The organism is Hansschlegelia sp. KR7-227 (assembly GCF_049446035.1).
In the GTDB taxonomy this organism is placed as follows: domain Bacteria; phylum Pseudomonadota; class Alphaproteobacteria; order Rhizobiales; family Methylopilaceae; genus Methylopila.
In genome coordinates this window covers 384945-403473 of sequence record NZ_JBMSEA010000001.1, presented here as the reverse complement: position 1 = coordinate 403473, position 18529 = coordinate 384945, and the positions used below count along the sequence as shown (strand labels likewise).

The 18529-nt window shown below is 63.5% G+C and carries 23 protein-coding genes and 1 tRNA gene; 7 read left to right on the top strand and 17 right to left on the bottom strand.

The window, feature by feature from the left end:
- Positions 1–136: 136 nt before the first annotated feature.
- The 3 genes from ACO2RJ_RS01820 (at position 137) to ACO2RJ_RS01810 (ending at position 1747) form a co-directional block, all read left to right on the top strand.
- A complete protein-coding gene (locus tag ACO2RJ_RS01820) occupies positions 137–850 on the top strand; it encodes a glutathione S-transferase N-terminal domain-containing protein (RefSeq protein WP_423266306.1) in 714 nt (237 codons plus the stop codon).
- A gap of 136 nt (positions 851–986) precedes the next feature.
- Positions 987–1283, top strand: coding sequence for a DUF883 family protein (locus ACO2RJ_RS01815; protein ID WP_423266305.1), 297 nt, complete (start codon positions 987–989; stop codon positions 1281–1283).
- On the top strand, positions 1283–1747 hold the full coding sequence (locus ACO2RJ_RS01810; RefSeq protein WP_423266304.1) for a phage holin family protein: 465 nt from the start codon (positions 1283–1285) through the stop codon (positions 1745–1747). The genes ACO2RJ_RS01815 and ACO2RJ_RS01810 overlap by 1 nt, the downstream gene beginning before the upstream one ends.
- A 71-nt stretch (positions 1748–1818) precedes the next feature.
- Here the strand turns inward: ACO2RJ_RS01810 and ACO2RJ_RS01805 are convergent, their stop codons facing one another.
- On the bottom strand, positions 1819–2133 hold the full coding sequence (locus ACO2RJ_RS01805) for a hypothetical protein (protein WP_423266303.1): 315 nt from the start codon (positions 2131–2133) through the stop codon (positions 1819–1821).
- Between the two features lie 152 nt (positions 2134–2285).
- Positions 2286–2705 carry a DUF2147 domain-containing protein gene (locus ACO2RJ_RS01800; protein ID WP_423266302.1) on the bottom strand — a complete coding sequence of 140 codons (420 nt, stop codon included), beginning with the start codon at positions 2703–2705 and terminating at the stop codon, positions 2286–2288.
- 411 nt (positions 2706–3116) lie between these two features.
- Here ACO2RJ_RS01800 and ACO2RJ_RS01795 point away from each other — a divergent pair, with 411 nt between their 5' ends.
- Entirely contained in the window at positions 3117–3383 is a 267-nt protein-coding gene (locus ACO2RJ_RS01795; protein WP_423266301.1) for a sel1 repeat family protein, read from the top strand.
- 97 nt (positions 3384–3480) lie between these two features.
- Positions 3481–3572 (top strand) — tRNA-Ser (locus tag ACO2RJ_RS01790).
- Between the two features lie 78 nt (positions 3573–3650).
- Here the strand turns inward: ACO2RJ_RS01790 and ACO2RJ_RS01785 are convergent.
- The 4 genes from ACO2RJ_RS01785 to ACO2RJ_RS01770 form a co-directional block, all read right to left on the bottom strand.
- Entirely contained in the window at positions 3651–3899 is a 249-nt protein-coding gene (locus tag ACO2RJ_RS01785; RefSeq protein WP_423266300.1) for a hypothetical protein, read from the bottom strand.
- Positions 3900–4119: 220 nt separating this feature from the next.
- A complete protein-coding gene (locus ACO2RJ_RS01780) occupies positions 4120–4569 on the bottom strand; it encodes a hypothetical protein (protein WP_423266299.1) in 450 nt (149 codons plus the stop codon).
- Positions 4566–4880: a hypothetical protein gene (locus tag ACO2RJ_RS01775; RefSeq protein WP_423266298.1), complete on the bottom strand. Its 315-nt coding sequence runs from the start codon at positions 4878–4880 to the stop codon at positions 4566–4568. The genes ACO2RJ_RS01780 and ACO2RJ_RS01775 overlap by 4 nt, the downstream gene beginning before the upstream one ends.
- Positions 4881–5324: 444 nt before the next feature.
- Positions 5325–5960: a hypothetical protein gene (locus ACO2RJ_RS01770; protein WP_423266297.1), complete on the bottom strand. Its 636-nt coding sequence runs from the start codon at positions 5958–5960 to the stop codon at positions 5325–5327.
- A 559-nt stretch (positions 5961–6519) separates the two neighbouring features.
- Between ACO2RJ_RS01770 and ACO2RJ_RS01765 the strand changes: the two genes are divergently transcribed.
- Together ACO2RJ_RS01765 and ACO2RJ_RS01760 are read left to right on the top strand one after the other, a co-directional pair.
- Positions 6520–7554, top strand: coding sequence for a glycosyltransferase family 61 protein (locus tag ACO2RJ_RS01765; protein WP_423266296.1), 1035 nt, complete (start codon positions 6520–6522; stop codon positions 7552–7554).
- 16 nt (positions 7555–7570) lie between these two features.
- Complete coding sequence (locus ACO2RJ_RS01760) at positions 7571–8230, top strand: class I SAM-dependent methyltransferase (protein WP_423266295.1); 660 nt, start codon at positions 7571–7573, stop codon at positions 8228–8230.
- Here ACO2RJ_RS01760 and ACO2RJ_RS01755 read toward each other — a convergent pair.
- From ACO2RJ_RS01755 to ACO2RJ_RS01705, 11 genes are all read right to left on the bottom strand, one after another.
- A complete protein-coding gene (locus ACO2RJ_RS01755; protein ID WP_423266294.1) occupies positions 8227–10752 on the bottom strand; it encodes a hypothetical protein in 2526 nt (841 codons plus the stop codon). The genes ACO2RJ_RS01760 and ACO2RJ_RS01755 overlap by 4 nt on opposite strands.
- Positions 10753–11064: 312 nt before the next feature.
- The gene (locus ACO2RJ_RS01750; RefSeq protein WP_423266293.1) at positions 11065–11286 is read right to left on the bottom strand and encodes a hypothetical protein; all 222 of its coding nucleotides are present in this window, start codon (positions 11284–11286) and stop codon (positions 11065–11067) included.
- Positions 11283–11597 carry a hypothetical protein gene (locus ACO2RJ_RS01745; protein WP_423266292.1) on the bottom strand — a complete coding sequence of 105 codons (315 nt, stop codon included), beginning with the start codon at positions 11595–11597 and terminating at the stop codon, positions 11283–11285. The genes ACO2RJ_RS01750 and ACO2RJ_RS01745 overlap by 4 nt, the downstream gene beginning before the upstream one ends.
- Positions 11581–12624: a phage major capsid protein gene (locus ACO2RJ_RS01740; RefSeq protein WP_423266291.1), complete on the bottom strand. Its 1044-nt coding sequence runs from the start codon at positions 12622–12624 to the stop codon at positions 11581–11583. Before ACO2RJ_RS01740 ends, ACO2RJ_RS01745 begins: the two co-directional genes overlap by 17 nt.
- A 123-nt stretch (positions 12625–12747) precedes the next feature.
- The gene (locus ACO2RJ_RS01735) at positions 12748–13098 is read right to left on the bottom strand and encodes a hypothetical protein (protein WP_423266290.1); all 351 of its coding nucleotides are present in this window, start codon (positions 13096–13098) and stop codon (positions 12748–12750) included.
- A gap of 653 nt (positions 13099–13751) precedes the next feature.
- Positions 13752–14981 (bottom strand): AAA family ATPase, encoded by a 1230-nt coding sequence (locus tag ACO2RJ_RS01730; protein WP_423266289.1) that lies wholly within the window; start codon positions 14979–14981, stop codon positions 13752–13754.
- A complete protein-coding gene (locus ACO2RJ_RS01725) occupies positions 14978–15523 on the bottom strand; it encodes a hypothetical protein (RefSeq protein WP_423266288.1) in 546 nt (181 codons plus the stop codon). Before ACO2RJ_RS01725 ends, ACO2RJ_RS01730 begins: the two co-directional genes overlap by 4 nt.
- A complete protein-coding gene (locus ACO2RJ_RS01720) occupies positions 15520–15717 on the bottom strand; it encodes a hypothetical protein (protein ID WP_423266286.1) in 198 nt (65 codons plus the stop codon). The genes ACO2RJ_RS01725 and ACO2RJ_RS01720 overlap by 4 nt, the downstream gene beginning before the upstream one ends.
- Positions 15718–15989: 272 nt before the next feature.
- Positions 15990–16169 (bottom strand): helix-turn-helix transcriptional regulator, encoded by a 180-nt coding sequence (locus ACO2RJ_RS01715; protein WP_423266285.1) that lies wholly within the window; start codon positions 16167–16169, stop codon positions 15990–15992.
- 46 nt (positions 16170–16215) lie between these two features.
- Positions 16216–16812, bottom strand: a complete 597-nt coding sequence (locus ACO2RJ_RS01710) for a hypothetical protein (protein ID WP_423266284.1) — start codon at positions 16810–16812, stop codon at positions 16216–16218.
- Entirely contained in the window at positions 16809–18104 is a 1296-nt protein-coding gene (locus ACO2RJ_RS01705) for a tyrosine-type recombinase/integrase (RefSeq protein WP_423266283.1), read from the bottom strand. The genes ACO2RJ_RS01710 and ACO2RJ_RS01705 overlap by 4 nt, the downstream gene beginning before the upstream one ends.
- Positions 18105–18529 lie beyond the last annotated feature (425 nt).

Here is an 18529-nt window from a genome sequence, read left to right as displayed (position 1 = left end):
AATGCCGTTTGCGTGATTGCGACGGACAGGCGGCGCGTTTCGCGCCTTGCCGCGCCTACGCGGCTGACTACCTTGGAGCCCGACACCCTCGCCCGGGCTTCGCGCACGCTGCGCGCCAACATTCAGGACACACGCCATGGCTGAAGCCTTGATCCCGCCGATCGATCTCTACTACTGGCCGACGCCGAACGGCTGGAAGATCACGATCATGCTGGAGGAATGCGCCCTGCCCTACCGGATCGTTCCGGTCAACATCGGCAAGGGCGACCAGTTCAAGCCCGACTTCCTGAAGATCTCGCCCAACAACAAGATGCCGGCGATCGTCGACCCGGCGGGGCCCGGAGGCCAGCCGATCTCGGTCTTCGAATCCGGCGCGATCCTGCAATATCTCGGCCGGAAGACCGGCAAGTTCTATCCGGCGGACGAGCGCAGGCGTCAGGAGGTGGACGAATGGCTGTTCTGGCAGATGGGCGGATTCGGTCCCATGCTCGGCCAGATTCATCACTTCCTGAACTATGCGCCGGAGAAGATCCCTTACGCGATCGACCGCTACGTCAATGAGGGCCATCGCCTCTACGGCGTGCTGGATGAGCGCTTGAAGGACCGGGACTATGTCTGCGGCGACTACTCGATCGCGGACATGGCGATCGTCGGCTGGGCCAAGCTGTGGGAAAAGCAGGGCCAGGACATCGCGGAGACGCCGAACGTCAAGCGCTGGCTCGACACGATGCTGGCGCGGCCGGCCGTCGCGCGCGGCCTCGCGGTCGCGGTCGACCAGCCCAAGGCGGATCTCGCGACCGACAAGGAGGCTCAGAAGGTGCTCTTCGGACAGCGCGCCCGACGCGCCTGAGGACGAACGCCGGAACGAGCGTTCGGCGACGGACGTTGCGACATCGACGTCCTCGGGCGGGCAATCCCGGACGAACGCCATATGTGCCCTTCACGGTCGACGGGCCTTAAGAACTCACACGAGGAGACTGCATCCCATGTCCGACACCCTACCCGGCTCCGGCGACACCCTGCCCGGCGGATCCTCCCTCGAGGGCGACCTCGCAAACCTGAAGGCGGACGTGGCGAAGCTCACGGACACGCTTTCCACGCTGCTGTCCGACGGCGCCGCGACCGCGCGCAACGCCGCGCGCGAGGGCGTGGACACCGCCCGCGACAAGGTCGCCACCGCGGCTGACGACCTGAGCGCCGCCGTCGAGCAGAACCCGCTGACCGCCGTGCTCGTCGCGCTCGGTCTCGGCTACATCGTCGGCGCGCTCGGACGGAGGCGCTGATGCTCCGCCTGCTGCTTCAGGCAGGCCTCGGATTTGCGACCTTCGACATCGGACGGCGCATCGCCCGGCTGAAGAGGCAGGCGCTCTTCCTTTCGATCGCGGCGCTGCTCGGCCTGCTCGGGCTCGGCGCGCTGACGGCTGCGGCCGTCGCCGCGCTTGAGCCCCGGTTCGGTCTCCCCGTCGCCGCCCTCATGGTGGGCGGCGGGCTTATCGTCGTCGCCGGGATCGTCGCCTGGGTCGGGTCGTGGGAGCGCAGGCCGGTTGCGCGCGGCCCGGCCGTCGTGGATCGCGTCCGGGCCGAAGTCGCGGCGGCAGGCTCCGCGCTGTCGTCCACGCGCAGGAGCAGGCCGGTGCATGATACGGCCCCATTGCCTGTTCGGCCCCCGGGCGCGCGGCGAAAGAGGGCGCTGAACATGACGCTGATCGCGGTGCTGGCGGGGATCGTACTCGGCCGCCGGCTCTAAACGCGCCGTCAATCAAAACAAAACGCCGCCGCGGCCCGTGCCGCGGCGGCGTTTTGTCATTCAACCGGACGTCAGTTCGACGTGTCGGTCGGCGCGGCCTTCTTCTTCGGCTCGGACGAGGTCGACCCCATCGACGGACCGGCCGGCTTCGCCGATCCGTTCTCATTCGTGGAGTTCTGAGTCGGCGCGGCCGTGGACGGCTCGCTCGCCATGCCGGAGCCCTGATTCGTGACCGGCTTGTTGCTCTGGTTCTCGTTGGTCGAGTTCTGGGTCGCGGACGGACGCGAGCCCGATCCCTCATTGGTCTGAGCCTGGGCGATCGGCGCGGCGAGCGTGGCTGCGGCGAACGCCGCCGCGGCGGCGAGGCTCATAACGGTCTTCATCATCGATGCTCCTGCAATGTCGGCCGCCGCGCATCGAACGAGGCGCAGGCGGATGCGTTCACTGCCTCAAACGCGGCGGAGCACAGAAGGTTTCGACCAGTCCGCTCGCCGTCACACACGTAGATTTGCGGAGAAGCACGGAACAATTCCGTGCGCTACTTCGCGCGCGTCCAGATCTGAGTCTTGCAGATCAATCCGCCCAGTGCGCAGCCCTGCACCTTGAGCTTGTCGCCGCCCTGCTCGCTCATATAGGCCTTGTAGGTCTTGCCGTCCTCTGGATTGTAGATCTTTCCAAGCCACTGGTCGCCTTGCGGCGCCATCCCGGACAGCAGCGATATTCCGACGATCGGCCGCGTCCGCTTCGAGGCGTCGACGTTCCGGATGTCGAGCTTCGGGCCGCCCTCCGGAGCGTTCGGCTCCTTGAGGGACAGGACGGTGGCGCACAGGCCGCCGCCGCAGTCGGCGATGCGCACCCGGGCCTTGCCCTCGGCGGTGTTCCACGTGCCCGCCGGATCGGCGGAGGCGACGGCGCCGGACAGCGCGACCAGCGCAACGGCGATGGCGAAGCGGATCATGGATGTGCTCCTCGCATAAGACGGCGCGCCGGCGTTCGCGCCGCCGGCGTCGTTCGTGTCCGCACTGTGCCTCCGCTTTCCCGCCCGCGGAAGGACCACGGAGGATCGAACCGATCGCGCGCCGGGCCGCTTAATCCCGTGGGATGGTTGCCGCGGGATGAACGCCGGCGTCCGCCGGTTTCGCGTTCGACCAAGGCCCCGCCTCAGCCTCTTGGCTTCGCACGGTAAAGGATGTGCGAAATTTACGTACTGTTTTCAGATCATTCAATTTGTATTCATCTCGACTTTTAAGCAGGCGGTAGAACAGGTTTGCTCATAGTCGCCTTCAACGCGAAGGCATCGTTTAAGGTCTTCGCAAGCAACGGCCCAAGCCGGGAAATGGCTGGGTCCAGGCCAGACGGGGACAGGCAGATGGCGCGGTATGAAATGTCTTCGATCGACTGCGGCGCGATGGGCGCCGTGGCGACCGGCACGGTGTTCCTCCAGCTCGGGCTGATGCACGCGATCGGCCGCGTCGCGGCGATCGACCGGGTCGCCGCCCACAAATGGTTCAACCTGGCCGCCCGGGAGGGCGTCGCCGAGGCCGCCCGGCTGCGCCGGGAGCTCGCCGCCGAAATGACCGCCGCCGAGATTGCGGACGCCCAGCGCGGCGCGCGCGAATGGATCGCCGCGAACTGACGGCGAAGGCGCGACCCGACGTTTCCCCAGCGGCGCCGGCGCCGCGTTCGCGCGATGCGTTGACCGCCCGAACGCGCCCGTGTACCCCTGCCGCCACGGAGACGTGGCCGAGAGGCTGAAGGCACTCGTTTGCTAAATGAGCAGACCTGGAAACGGGTCTCGAGGGTTCGAATCCCTCCGTCTCCGCCACTTCACGAGCTAACACGCTGATTTGGCTACGTATTTTATGACGGGGCCGTAACGCCCCGCCAACCTACCCGCCCACCTTCAGGTGCGCTTTTGCACGACCTGAAGCGTCGTTTTCCGTCGTCGCTTGGACGGCTTCGGTTCCGCGTTGACAGAGACCAGCGTCGGGGGAGTCCCCTCGTTCATGATGTCGCGCTCGAAGTCCCTATAGAGCCGCGCCATGACGCTGATGGCCTGCCGACGGGGCATTTCCTTGAATGTCGTGAGCATGATCTGAGAAGCGGCGTGCGCCACCATATACAGTTGGACACCGATCGGATCGTCACCCATCGGTCGACACTCAGCGCGGTAAGCGCCGCCTCGACCGCGTCGACTTTCTCGTTGAGCATGTCGAGCGTGAGCCGCATTGCGTCGGCGTCGTCCGTGCCGCTTCCAACCTCGCCCAGCGCGAGCCATGCGACTTTCGAGAGCGCGCGGATTTCATGCAGCACGCCGTCAATCGACACTTCGCGCTCGCGTCCGCAGGGGAAGGATAGAACCGAGCGCTTGCTCATGGCCGCGCCCTCAACGCGCAGGTCTCACTGCGCTTGGCGGCGGCCCGCCGGTTCCGCTCGATGACGTCGGAAAACCGCTGCCGATCTCGCTCTATAGCCTCCCGCACCGCGGGGTCGCGGTTGGCGAGACTGCCCGCGTTGCAGTGTTTTTCCTTCCAGCGCAGGGCGCCCACATCCGGAGCAGGAAGCAATATTTGGCGGCGGACATGCTCGATGAGCAACTCGAACGCGAGACGCGCTCTCTCCTCCAGAAGCCGCGTGCCTGGATCATCCTCGCCGTACTCCTCACGGGCGATCCACAGCTCGCAATCCGCTGCTAGGCGGCGATGATCCGCAAGATCAACATATCGAATCGACCGCCTCCACGATGCGCAGTCGACCCGCTCGGAACGCCGCGGCTGACAGGAATCCGTCGCGTCGTTGTTGACGATGAGAGTGAGCGTCATGGGCGCGCCCTCGAACCGATCCGCTTGGCTGGGACGGACGGTCGCCACTCTGGCGTGGCGGGGCTGGCGTTGGCCTCGCTATCGTCGTCACGCTCCGCGGGGTCGTCTTCCCCCGCGTCGAGAGCGTCGCCTTCGTCGAAGTCCTCCATATCCTCGGCGACCGCGTCGATCTCGTCTAGACCGTCGATCAAGCGAGTGATCAGGTCGCCGATCTTCGTCCGTGCCTGACGATAGCGGCCAAGTTCGTCGACAATTTCCGCATTGAGGCTTTCGAGGCGCGCCGTATGGGCTGAAAGGCCGATGATCGCCATCGCAGCGCCGTAGGGCGCGGCCAAAGCCTTATGATCGTGGTGCATGTTCGTCTCTTAGCTGCGGGTTTCCACACCCGTGCCCGGAAACGGCCCGAGCAGCCGGGGGGTGGAAACGTGGCTAAGAGACACGTCGGCACGCTTTTAAGGGTTTACCCCTCTGGACATGGCGCACCGCCCCCGGCCATACTCTGGCCAGGTTGAGGCGCGCCCGCCAAGGCGCGTCCATACGGATCGGAGCCGCCAAGCTCCTACCCCGTGCTACGCGGACGCCGCCAAGCGTCCCGCGTGCTTCTTAGCTCCGGGTTTCCACACCCACGGACGAAGCTACACTTGTTCGCGCCAATGACAAGCCGCCGACCCCGCCAAGGGTCGCGAGCTTGCGCGCGTGGTGACACGGTACGGTGCGCTATACGCTTGATCGTAATCTTCCTAGGGGCCTTGATCCTACGCTGCCGCCGGAACCGACGCGCCGCAGATCTCCCCGATCCTATCGTCCCAGCGGTGGACGCAAGTCACCGGCGACACGCCTCGCTCGGTGATCTCGGCGTGATAGATCGCGCCGCCAATCGCGGTCCCGCCCGCGATCTCCATTTGGCGCGCCCTATCCAATACACCTACGCCGTCTGAAGCGCGGAAGGTCGAAAGGTCTGACGGAAGCGCCGCCGGGTCGCCCGTAGTGAAGGCGGCGACCTCATAGACGGACCCGCGTTCGACACCGGCCATCCCGTCATGCATCGCGCGGAAAAGCAGGCGAGGCCGACCAAGCTCCTCCGACCAGCCACCTATCAGCAGCTCGTTGTCCATGTGGACCGCTTCGTCCATGACGGTATCGAAGCGGTCGAGGATCGCCCCCAGGTCGCCGATTAGCTCGTCAAAGTCCCGCACGGCTTCGCAGACCATCGGAAAGAGCAGGTTCGCCACGAGCGCCCCACGCGCGACAAACGCGGCGTTGAGCCGAGGAATGGGAATAACCTTCGGCATCACGCCTATCAGCACGCCCGGCTGTCTGGCGTGAAACACGCCGCCGTCGCTCATGAGATGTAGGCGGTTCTCCATGACGACGCCGACCATGGCGCTCATCGGCGAGGAACCCTCAAGATCATGCCGCCGGATACCGATCCATCCGCGCGCCGGACAACTGGCGCGACCAGCGGTGCAGCCACCCCAGCGACAGCCGCGCTGACGCCGGCTCCAGTCAAGAGTGAGACCACAAGGGGGGTGACAATGAAATCCGCCCGCGCGGGCGTCATAGACGCCAAGCACATCGCGGCGCACAGAAGTCCTTTAATCGCGTTTCGCATCAGTAATCCTGCCTTAGTATGTTCCCTGACATTATCTTACGTTTTCGAACTGGCGCGCGAGAGTCCGTTAGTGTGGAAACTCGGATTAACTCCCTCCAGAGATCGAGCCCACCCTCATTCGCTCTACTGACAAAGCCGCTGGCCCGCTAAGGGTACGAGCTTGTCGCGCAGATCGACGCTAGAACCTGAGTTTAAAGTATAAATGCACCTTATGTTCAACCAGCAATCACGCCCGTCACATAAGCAGAACCGCCAGCGATAAATGGACGCTCTAGCGACATGATCGGCGCCATGGTAGCCACACCCGGCTAAGGTGTTAGGCCCCATTGGGAGAACAGATGACGGTTCCGCGCTTTACTGCGAGAGACGTGCCGCCTAACCGATTGAATGGCGATGTCGCGATCCTCTCCGGGCCTCGTGTTAGCGTCTCCCACAATGCGGTTTATCACCCTGTAAGCGGCTCCTTCTTCAATGGCTCATGGGGCTTGACGGACTATGCCGGGGGCGCCCTGCCGCTCTCAATTCCCCTCCGAGGGCGCGGCGAACGCCCGTTTGGCCATGTCGATCGCATGCCGATGCCGAGCGGCGATTTTGATCGCAGGGCCGGGACGTTTTTCTACCTTGGGCCGATCTTCCCGCACTTCGGTCATTTTCTGATCGAAAGCCTGAATAGGATGTGGGCGCTCGGCCAATGTCGATCGACGATCGACGGCGTTGTGTGTCATGCGAACGAGGACGTTCCGGAGCTTCTGACGAAGCGGCCCTTTATGCGCGATTTGTTAGTCGCGCTCGGAGTTGGCGAAGGCGACCTGATCAGGCCATCGCGCCCGACCATCTTTGAGGCGCTTGTCATTCCCGAGCCCGCGATGCAGCCGCGCGCCCACGTCTATCACGAGTTTGCCGAGATGTTCTCGCGTGCTCGCATCGCTATGGGTATCAAGCCCCCAGATGTGAAAAAACGTAACGGCGTCTACATCTCTAAAACAAAGATAAAACATGGCGTGACGCTCGTTTCGAACGAGCAATTCATCGAAAACACGATGAGAGATCACGGCTATGACGTGGTCTACCCCGAGGATCTAACGTTTAAAGATCAGATCACCACGTTCGACGCGTTCACTGATGTTGTGGGATGCGCCGGTTCTGCATTTCATACCCTCCTGTTAAGCGCTGGCAATAAGCGCCTCCGCTACATCGCCCCAGGCGATGTGGTGAACTCCAATTACCCAATGATCGACATCGCGCTTGGCCATGACGCCACATACTTCTTTCCCAGCGTGAAGGCCATCACGCGGGAAGGCATCATGTTCCCGTTCGAAATATGCAACGTCGAAAAGCTGACGGATGCAATCCTAAGTCATAACGAAACCTAAAATGGGGGATTCTAAAATGAGCGACAGCGGCTTTCTGCACAAATATGCACTTGCTGGCGGACCTAAGCGTATGAGCAAGTGGATGCACTACTTCGATATATACGAACGGCACTTCTCTAGGTTCCGCGGAAAGCGCCCCGTGATCTTAGAGATCGGCGTACATGGCGGCGGGTCCGTCGAGATGTGGAAGGCGTACTTCGGAGAGGGCGCTCAAATCGTCGGCCTCGATATCAACCCGGACTGCGCGCAGCATTCCGCTGAGGGGATCGACGTCTTTATCGGCAGCCAGGACGATCCTGCCGTCATCAACGATATCCTCGCAAAACACCCGAAGATCGACATCGTATTGGATGACGGCAGTCACCACATGCGGCACGTCATGGCGACGTTCAAGCTACTGTTCGACCGTATCAGCAAGAGCGGCGTGTACATGGTGGAAGACATGCACACGGCCTATTGGGATGAATACGGCGGCGGGCTGAAACGCGAAGGGTCTTTTATGGAATTTGTCAAAGGATGCCTTGACGAACTTAACGCGACCCATTCGAGGAAAGCCGTCCCGATCACGGGGATCACGACATCGACCGACTCGATCACCTGCTATGACAGCGTCGTCGTCTTCGAGAAGCGCCCTCAATCGCAGAAGCAAACGATCATCATGACACCGCTCGCTTAGGTGTCGACGACGATCGTCTTTGTCGTGCCGTCGCCATAGATGATCTTGAGATCGCCATCCGCAGCGTCAACGAAAAGCTGGGCGCGTCCGGCGACGGCCGCCGGCGCCGCGATCCCGTCAAACAAGCTCAGGGTGTTCGTCCACGTCGTGCTCCAAGACGCGCCGAGAGCGCCCAACGAATAGGTCCCCGATGCCGATGGGTTGATACCGCCGGTGGAGGGGAACCGAACGAGGTTCGTAGAGCTCGTTTCGTTGCGGACATACCAGCCATCCGAGGCCCCATACGTCGACATTTCGAGAGAGCCGTTTTTCATTCTCAGTTTTGGAAAGAACGCGCTGTTCGTTTCCAGCAATAGCTCCACGCCGGAGGTTTTATAAGCGTGCAGCCTCGCGAGCGGCTCCAAGATACCGATCCCAACGTCCGTGTTGAACGCCTCGACGAGCGTCGCGAGGTCCATATCGGCGTTGTTCGACACGACGACGCCGATATTCGCGCCGCCGTTGGCGGTCGTCGAGACCGATACGGATGCGCCGTTGCAATCAATCAGCGTGTTCCTTTTAATAGCGACCTTCTTGCAGTTGATGTAACCGAACACGGCCTTGGTCGACAGGCCGAGTGCGGTCTGTTCGCCCGCTGGCGTCGCCCACGCCGCATTGACCATCGTATTTCCGAAGATGTCGCCCTGTTCTACGCCGGCAATAAGAACGGCCATGTGAGGGCAGTCGGCGATCAGGTTGTTTCTGACCGAAACCTTTTTGTAGGGGTAATTTAGCGCGGCCTCCTGCGATCCGGTCGGGGCCGGGCTGGACGCGAACACGCGGATGGCGGCGGGGTAGAACGTCGCCCGACAGGCTCCGCGGATGTCGTTGCCGTCTATCTCGATGCCTCTCCCACCCGTGTAGTTCGCCGCGTTGTTCCCCTTCGATGGGTGGATAAGGATCGCTTCGTCTGTCGTGTTTTCGATGATGTTGTCGCTATAGATGCCGCGCGCCCCGCTGTAGATCGCCCTCCCGCGAATGCTGCGAAAGCGATTTCCCCGAACGCGCGCTAGCGGCTGATATTCTAGGATTGGAGCAATATGGTCCGTCATGTCGACCGGAAGCGACCCGGACGAAAGCTCGACCGTATAGAGGCGCAAATAGTCCGCATCGAAACCGCCGATCGCCGTTATGACGCCGGCCGCGACCTGGACATGGCTTGCGTTGTAGATCGCGAAGTGCGACCCGATCGGCGCGACCCCGTAATAATGCCCGTAGGAGAACGCCGACATCGTCGTCGCGGTGACGCGCTGCAACGAGATCAACGCGGATCCGATGATCGCGGTGCCGTCGTCTCCCGTCCCGACAACTTCGCAGCCGGAGACCTTTACGGAGCCGCCACAGTCGAAATGGTCGAAGGCGTCGCGCATGACGACCGCGAGCGCGTTCGATCCGGGGCGCGGAACGACGCGCACGTTCTCGACCGTGCTGTTAAGGCAGAGCGTATTGAGGAACAGGGCCTCAGCCGAGCAGTGGCAGGTCGTCCCTACGATCGACGTCGCGGGGCAGAGAATGCCGTTGAACCACGCCGGGCCGTCCGTGCAGCCCTTCACCACGACCGTCGAGCCTGTAGTAAGAGCGGTGGAACTGATGAACGCCATCTCGTCAGGCGTAAGATCGAAGATGCGGTAAAGGCCGCCGCCCTGGTTCGTCATGGGCGCCGGCGTGCCCGTGTAGGCGTGCCGGTCGAGCGCTAGCACAAGCGGGTAGCGTTCCGCGCGCGTGTTGTCATATTCGGAGTAAAGAACGATCTCGAAAACTTCAGAGAACGACGGCGCTTCGCCGAAGGCCGGGTCGATCTGCACGCTGATAGCGCTCGCGCCGACCACGTTGACCGTGCCCTGAAAGAACGGCCGGTGCGCATAATCGAGCGTGCCGTTGATGACGTGGCGCTCGGCTCCCTTAACGAGGAGGAACGACGCCCATTCCGTCCAGTCGGTTCCGCCCATCACCAGCGTAACGCCGGTCAGGTCGAGAACGACGCTCTTGACCGCCGGGTCGTTCACGACAACGCAATAACGCTGATTGATCCCGGTGAACGAGGTGGCGCCAGGATTGACGCTGTACCCGCTCACGCCGTCCCACTGGATAAGGTAACGGCCGGGCGACGGCCTGACGTGCGCGACGCCGCCATTGGTCTGCGCCCGTGCGACGGCCTCGGCAAACGCGGCGGTAAATGCGGCGGCGCTGTTGGTCGCGCCTGTCCTGTCGGCGTTAAACGGAGGCGCAGCCGGATTCACCGGTTCGTCGCTCAATGCGGCAGCGTCGATATTTACGCGCGCAGTCGCCTTATTCGGCAAGTCACCAAGGTTCGACGCTTTGTCCAGTTTTTCCGAAGCAATGAGCGTGGCCGACAAAGCCGCCGCCTCCGCCGCGTCCTTGAGCGCGGTAGCTGCCGGGCCGTCTATGCCGGCCGGGCCGCGCGGGCCGACAAGCATTGGCATGTCGACCACGAGATCATACGGGTAGGCGGGCTCGCTCATGGACGTGTCCTCTGCATTCCGTAGGTCCGAAGCCAGTGTTTGGGATCGACCACGGCTTCCGGGATAAACACGATCTCAAATAGAGACCGAAGATGATCCGTTACGTCGCGCAAGTTGCTCGGCCGCGCGCCAGCCTTGACCATACGGCAATGGATCGCTTGTCGCGCACTTACGGCGCGTCTTTTGATCTCGTCTAGGCGCATATGATCAGACGTCACGCGGCGTCGGCGCTCGTTTGCATTCGCAGGCTCACTCATCTCAAAGTTCCGATTAAGTCGATTTGCGTCTCGTTTCACGACGTTGCGCCCTTTGTTAATGCAGCTCTCGCCCGCCGCGCCGAAGAATCCCCTCAATACGAGCGAGTAGCTTTGGCTTTTCCACCTCCATCGCCCGATAGGCTTCAGCTAAAACCGGTATGATCACATCTAGATCACACCCCTCTTCTTTCATGGCATGCGCCCGTTTCTTGATGTACTCATCAAGAGCGCGGTCAATCATCGGCCCTGCGCGATCGACTTCCTCTTCGATAGTCATTTTGCGTCAGCACCTTTTTTGACCGCGAGCGTCCAACAGCCGGAGGTGCCGGGCCGCGCCCTGGTTTCACGGTTGCAAAACCACATGGAACCGCCGTCCGTGACGACGTTGCCCTTCGAGTAGGTCAAGTCCCCACTCCAGACGCCGCGGTATTCGAGCGTCGGACGCGCCTCTAGGGACTTAACTCGTTCCTCAAGGCGAGATTCCAGCTTGTGGATTTCACGCGAAACGTGGTCACGAACGATCTCGACAACGTCGCGGCCGAACTTCTCTCCCCAATCGCTCACCACCGGATCAGGCCGCGTCGCCATAGGCAGCACCCGAGATGTACGCCGCCGCGCCGGCGCGGCGCTTCCTCCAGCGGATTGATCGAAGGGCGCGGACGCCGACCGCGTTGACCTGAAACAAAGAGACCTGGTTCGTCGCCGTGCCAGGCGTCTGATTGGGTGCGGTGTCCATCTGCACGCTGGCTTGACGCGCCGTCATGATCTCAAGCCCTTCGTCCGCAAGAGCGATTTCGCTCGCGTCGACCAGCGCGATGACGGCGCCAGAACCCGGCGTCGTAAGAACCGGAATGCCCATGACCTTCCCGCCGAGCGGGCCGACGTCGCGAAACATCTGGACGTCCAGCCCGGCGAGGCGTGCGCCCATGTCGGTCGACATCAGAAAGTACGGAGCCGCGAGGCCGACGCCTGCATCCGTCAGCTTTTTGACGAGTGCCCGAAAATCGGCGGCCGCCGCCTCGGCCGTGGTGTCGCTCGCCGCGACCGGCGTCGTTCCGTTCGTGATCGACGCCGGCCGTGCCGCCGTTTCCGTGATCGTCGGATCGATAATCTGCGCGTCCGTGAAGGTGACGATCGCCGACTGAAGGTCGAGTTTGATCTGTGCTTCCGCCGCTGGCGACGTCGACCGGAGCAGCTCTTCGGTCAAGACGACGATCCCGCCGACCTTGGCGAGTCGCATCGTCGCCTCTCCGAACGTCATCGACGTGATCGGAATTGCCGACGCCTCGCCCACCCAGCCGGCCGACGCCGCCGCCGTGCCGGCCGCAAAACGGATATTGAAGGGCGCCGGACGGACGCCTTCCATTCGACCTAGGAAGGTCAGGGGCCGCAGTTCTTCGAGGAAGGCGTCCGCAAGCGGCTGAAGGTCCGCGATCTCGGAGCCCCAGGTCGCCCCGCCGACAGAGCCCGATCCGATCGCCGCCTTGCGGATAAGCGCGCTATAGCGGGCGTCCGGCCAACGGCGCTCTATGATGGCGGACGGTCGATCGCCGACCGAATCCGCCACCGCCATCGCAATAACGCCCCGCGTGAAGTCCAGCGCCTTCGCCTGCATGTCATAGCGCGAGGCTGTGTCGATCAGTCGGGACATTTCATCGGCCTTTGCTCTCCATTCGCGGAGCGAAGGTCGCAGCCAATGACTCGGCGCTAAAGGGCCTCTGTTAGTTCGAGATCCAAACTAACGCACCGGAGCGACGACGATCTCCCATAGAACATGGCCGCGCGCCTCTCCCCTGCGCATCACGACAAGCCCGCCTATTGCTTGATCTTCTAGGGATGCAAGCACTCGACCGAGGCCGCGCGTACTACCTCCACACGTCGCCTCTACTGCCGCCGCGAGGCGCGGAAACTCTGTTAGTTTGGGTCCCAAAGTAACATCGGAAGCGGTGAACAACTCGCGGTCCATGGCCTCGGCGAGCCCGGTGACGAGCGCCACCTTCGGGTTCATACGGTCCCGCACAGTTTCCCGGAGGCGTTCGAGCTCGCGCGAGATGCCATCTAGCGTTGCTAGAATTGCGGCGTCATTCATCGGCAGGCTCGCCGAGCATGTGGGCGGGGGAGGCCGAAGGGTAGCCGGCGCGATCCGCGGGACCGGCGATCCCCCTCGGGGGGTAGGTCCCGCCTAAACGGAGGCTGTTTTCCGCACCGGTGTTGTCGAGCTCTTGCGTAAAACTCGTAGAAAAAAGGTTTCTGAGGCTCCGTTTCTTACGGTTTAGCCCTGCTGCACTCCACCACCGGTCCGCAGTTTGTCGCCGACGATGACCGCGACCGCCCCCCAGTGCGCCCCTTTGATTGAAATCAACGAGAGGGAAAAAATCTGCGGGTGAGATGGACGCCGGTGCGGAGATCGCGGCGAGCGCTGGCCTAGACCCGCCCCCCCACCTTTTGCAGATTGGCCATCTCAGAACATTAATTTGGCTTTGCGCGAGTTTTGGACCGACACCGGTGCGGAGATCGGATTCCCGATTTCCCGAAAACGCGCGTTGGACGATGCCGCCGGTACGGAAAGGCTCTGCCGGAGGCATGCCGTCTACCCCCCGGTGGGGTGGTTGCCGAACCTGATCGAAGTTCGGCACGGCAAGGTTCGGCAGTAGGGCCGCCGGACTGCCGAGCCCCACCCTTATAAGGGGGGCTCGGGTTCGGCACGGCGGCAAGAAACAAGGGTATCGGGGTTCGGCAAACTCACTGCGCCGGGCCAACACGAACGTGATCCTTCCATTCGCGCTTGTCGGTCTGATCGGAATAAACTTCGAGAGCTTTGCTCGCGTACCAGGAGCCCAACACGCCGTTGACCTTCTTCTTCGTGCCCGGCTTCGTGAGGTCCCATCCCTTCACGTCGGCCACCACCTTGCCGACCCAGGCCGCAGCCTGCGGCGACTCCCTCCACTTTCCGGCGCGGACGCGGCGCTGCACTTCCTCAAGGTCCCCGACCGTAAGCTCGGCCAAGGCGCTCGGCGGCTCCCACGTCGTCACGACGCCGACGCTGTCGCCATCGTCCTGATTGAAGTCGAAGGGGTTTGACGGGTCGCGGGTCCCGTTGCCTAGCCGCACGCTGGCGATGTGGTGCCAGTCCGCCTTCTCAGCCGGCGGCGCCAGGTTGGACTTGCCGTTGTCGGCGCGGAAGTAGAGGCGCGGGTTGTCGATCTCCCAGCGCTCGGCGTCGGCCTTCGGCATCTTGTTGAGCACGCGCGCCACGCGGGCCGCGGCGAGCAAGGCGCTCGCGCCGCGCGAGTCCTCCACCTTCACTTCGCCCTCGTAAATCTTGCGGCTGTGGTGCGCCAACATGATCGAGGCGTTCGTCAGCTCGGCGATGCGGCCGAGCTCCTTGGCGATCATGTCGATCGCCACGTTGTCGTTCTCCTGCCCTGTGTGCAGGCTGACGAAGGGGTCGAGGATCAGGACGTCAATCTGGTTCTCCTGCATCGTCCCGATGATCGCCTCCGAAGCGACGGGGTCGATCGCCAGCGCGCCGTCCTTGTTCATGGTGAGCAGGACCCGCATGTCCCTGCCGCTGTCCAAGAACAGCCAGCCCTCCACCTCGTCGCGGTCGATTCCGAAATGCAGCATGGCGGCGAGAACGCGGCGCTCCAGCTCCTCCATCGGATCTTCGAGATTGATCAGCCAGACGCGGCAACGCTCGCGCGGCCTCACGCCCAAGAGGTCGCGGGCCGTCACAAGCGCCAGAGCCTCGGCGATCAGCAGCGCCGTCTTGCCGACTTCGCCTGCGGCGATCAGGAGCGACAGGAACCGGCGAATGTAGACCGTGCCGTAAAGCCACCTTCGGCGCGGCAGGGTCGCCGGGTCGCGCCAAACGAATGGTGAGGCGGCAATCCGCTGCATTCGCTCGGTGCGGGGAGCGCGGCCGGATCGCCCGCTCTTCTGATCGCCTGCGAAGTCGATGACATCGCTCATGCGGCGACGCTCCCCGCGGGGAGGATGATGCGGATCGGGGGTTCGGCGAGCGTGGCCCGTAGCTCGCGGGCGTGCGCGTGATCCTCGGCCTCGATCGGCCCGACATTCCGCAGGATTGGCGCGGCCCGGCGTGGGTCGACGATCACGACGCCGCGGCGCGACGACTGCAGCCACGTCAGCGGCGAGCGGTGAACCTTCAGACCTTCGGCGATGCGCGCCGAGGCCGCGTGCCCTTCGCCGAGCATGCCGGCATAGCCGAGCCAAGAGGCTAGCCTGTCGGTTCCCGGCGTCCACGCCACTAGATCCATGGCGTAGTCCAGGCCCGATCGGACAAGGATGATGACGGCGCCCGTGGCGCCTGACACGTCATCAGCCCACCGCTTGAACTCGAACCGGCCGCCCTCGAGAAAGACGACCGTGTCGCGGCAGAGCGCATCCGGCTCGGCGAGCGCCAAAGGCGGAACGCCCCTCGCCTTGAAGGCGTCGAGTTCCGGTTGACGCATCGTTTCGAGCATTCCGTACTCGTCGAGGACGTCGCTCATCCGCCGCCCTCCGGATGGTCGCCCATGTACTTTTCGATGAAGGCCTCGGCCGCGTCCGCGTCGCCGAAGGTGGCTAAGACGTCAAAGCCGTCCTGCCCTTCGTGCCTGATAAGCTCGACGTCATAGGTCACTGAGCCGTCTTCGCCGTGGTAGGCCGAGACGTCGATCCGCGGGAGCGGCAGGATCTGCGACATCGGTAAACCAGAGCCATTCGAAACGGGGGTGGCTTGCCTCCCCTTCCGAAGCTTGATCACCTTCGCCGTCATCGCCGCGGCTCCCGCGGGCCAAGGTCGGCGAGCTGCGCGACAAGCGCTGCGACCTCGACGGAGACGCCAAAGCGGTGCTTGATGCGATTGCAAATCAGGAGCGGGATGCTATTTTCGGAGAGGTCGAGCCTGCAAAAACCGACATTCTCCGAAGCCCGCCGGTCCCTAGCCGAGCGGGCTTCGTGCTGAGGGGCCATCCGTTACGCGGCCTCGAGGCGAGAGGCTTCCCAGGCCTCGACGTCTTCCCGACGCCAACGGGTGCAGCCAGTCGACAGTTTGATGGGCTTCGGGAAGCGACCTTCCGCGACCCAACGCCAGATGGTCTGTCGGACGATGCCGAACCGTGCGGCCAAGTCCGTATCGCTCAGGTATGTCGGCATTTCTCGCCTCGCGTCGTGATCTGACGCGGACAAACTTGGACCGTCGCTATTCGGATGGCCGAGCGGCCATCCGAACTTTCTTTAAATGGCGATAAATGGCATCGCGGGTGGGGAGCTCGTATGCTCTTGCCCCGTCCTCCGTGGCTTTCTCGATATAGCCGCGCTTATCGCCAGCCGCCTTCAGCCGCTTTCTCACAATGTGCGCCGCCTTACCTGGGTCGTCCCTAAGATCCGGCTTCTCATTGTAAATGACGGCCGCCAATTCATTCCATACTGACCGCCAGACCTGCGCCCGATCTCTTACCCTCTGAGCCTGCTCGGCTCCGCGGTCCTTAAAGTTATGATCCCAAAGTAACGGCTGCTCGGCTGCCAAAGACCAGACCCACTGTGCCCGCTCCTTCAGGTTGATGAAGGCGAGAATTGCTTCTTCGAGGTCGCGGCGCTCCGCTGTAAACCGGATCCTGGCGAGGCGTTGACGCACCGACGCTGGATCATGCGTTTCACGATAAAATTGGGCAAGAACCGGGTCTTTTGTCTTCCGGGCTAGTCGCTCGATGAGCCTGGGAACGCCTTGCGCCGACCCGGCGCGATCTTCCATGCCCTCCAGATGCGCCCAAAACCATTGCTCCAGAAGCGCTGTCACGACCGCCCCCTCAGCTTAACCACCTTCGCCGCCGCCTCTCCGCGCAGGAATCGCCCCCAAGCCGTCATCATCGCGCGGCGCTTCTCGACCATGTCGCTGCGCCGATAGGCGCGCTCGACGTCAGTGCCTACGCTGTGCGACAGCGCGATCTCGGCCATGTCGCGGGGATAGTCGGTCCGTTCCGCCGTCCAGTCCCGGAACGTCGATCGTAGCCCGTGGGGAACCGCTGGGCGGCCGTTTCGCGGATCGAGGAAGCCAGACCGCCCTGCCCTGACTTCGCCCTCCTGCATTCGCCTCATGACCGCCGACAGCGACATGTCGGACAGCGCACCGCCACGCACAGCCGGAAACACGAAATCCGAGCCTTTGAAGCGCGGAAGCGCTTTGAGCAGGTCCACAACCTCGTCGGTGAGCGGCACGCGGTGCTCGGCCCTCATCTTCATGCGGGACGCGGGAATGATCCACAGCTTCTTAGAGAGATCGATCTCGCCCCAAGCCGCGCCGCGTACTTCGCCCGAGCGCGAAGCGCATAGAGCTAGAAACTCGACCGCGCGGGCGGCCATGCCCTCGCGTCGGCGCAGCTCGGCGAACCAGCGACCGGCATCGTCGAGAGCGATGGCCGGGTGATTTTCGACCGTTGCGACCTTGCTCGGCTTCGGGAGAATGGCGTCGAGGTTGCCGCGCCAGCGTGCCGGGTTGTCGCCCGTCCGGTGCCCGGCGACCGTCGCCCAACTCAGGATGCTTTCGAGGCGCCCGCGCAGTCGGGTCGCGGTCTCGGTCTTTTCGGACCAGATCGGCTCGAGCACGCGCAGCACGTCTTGCAGGGCAATGTCCGAAACCAGCATGCCGCCGATCTTCGGCGCGGCGTAGAGGTCGAGCGTCGATCGCCACTGGCGCTTGTGCTTGTCGTTGCGGAACTCGGCGAGCCGCTTCTCGAGGTAGCGATCGACGGCGTCCGCGAAGGTCAGGCCCCGGGCGTGAGCGGCGGCGAGAGCGGAGCGCGCCGTACGGCGCTCCAAAACAGGGTCGACGCCCGCCTCCAGCTTCGCCCTGGCCTCCCGCGCCTTGTCCCGTGCAGCCGCGAGCGTCACGTCCGGAAAGCCGCCCAGGCCAATCTCCCGGCGGCGACCGCCTGCACGGGCTCGCAAGAGCCAGCTCTTGGCTCCGCTCGGCGTGACCTGCATCACCAGCCCAGCGACGCCGCCGACCGCATGAATGGTCGCGGAGCGCCCTCCGCCATGGGTCAGGCGTTTCACGTCGAGAGCTGTAAGCTCGCGCGCCTTCTTCGGCATGCCGGATCGCCTCGCGCAGTTCGATTACGGGTCTCTCCGCCATGGCCGCAAAAGCCAGCCCGCCAAGCTACCCGCCCAAAACATTGTGATTGTGTGCGACAAGGCGCGACGGGATGCAACAGCGGAGCGCCGCGATATCCTCAGTTTTCAACGGCTATGCGACGGGGTGAGACTGGCGGAGACGTGGCAATGGCGCCCTCCGTCTCCGCCATTTCAATGCGCTGCTGACGAGATGCCTGATGACGATGCCGCGATCTTCGCGCACCGGCGATCGTCGCTCCACCGTTTCCGGCGGGAATGTCAGTTTAGCGGCCGAACGGTCTCCCAACGGCGTCTCGCGATGTCCACAAACGCGGCGTGCTCTTGGGCGGACCTGCCTGCGCGGCGTGCCCAATCCACGAAAGATTTAGGGGCCGGCGGCGCCC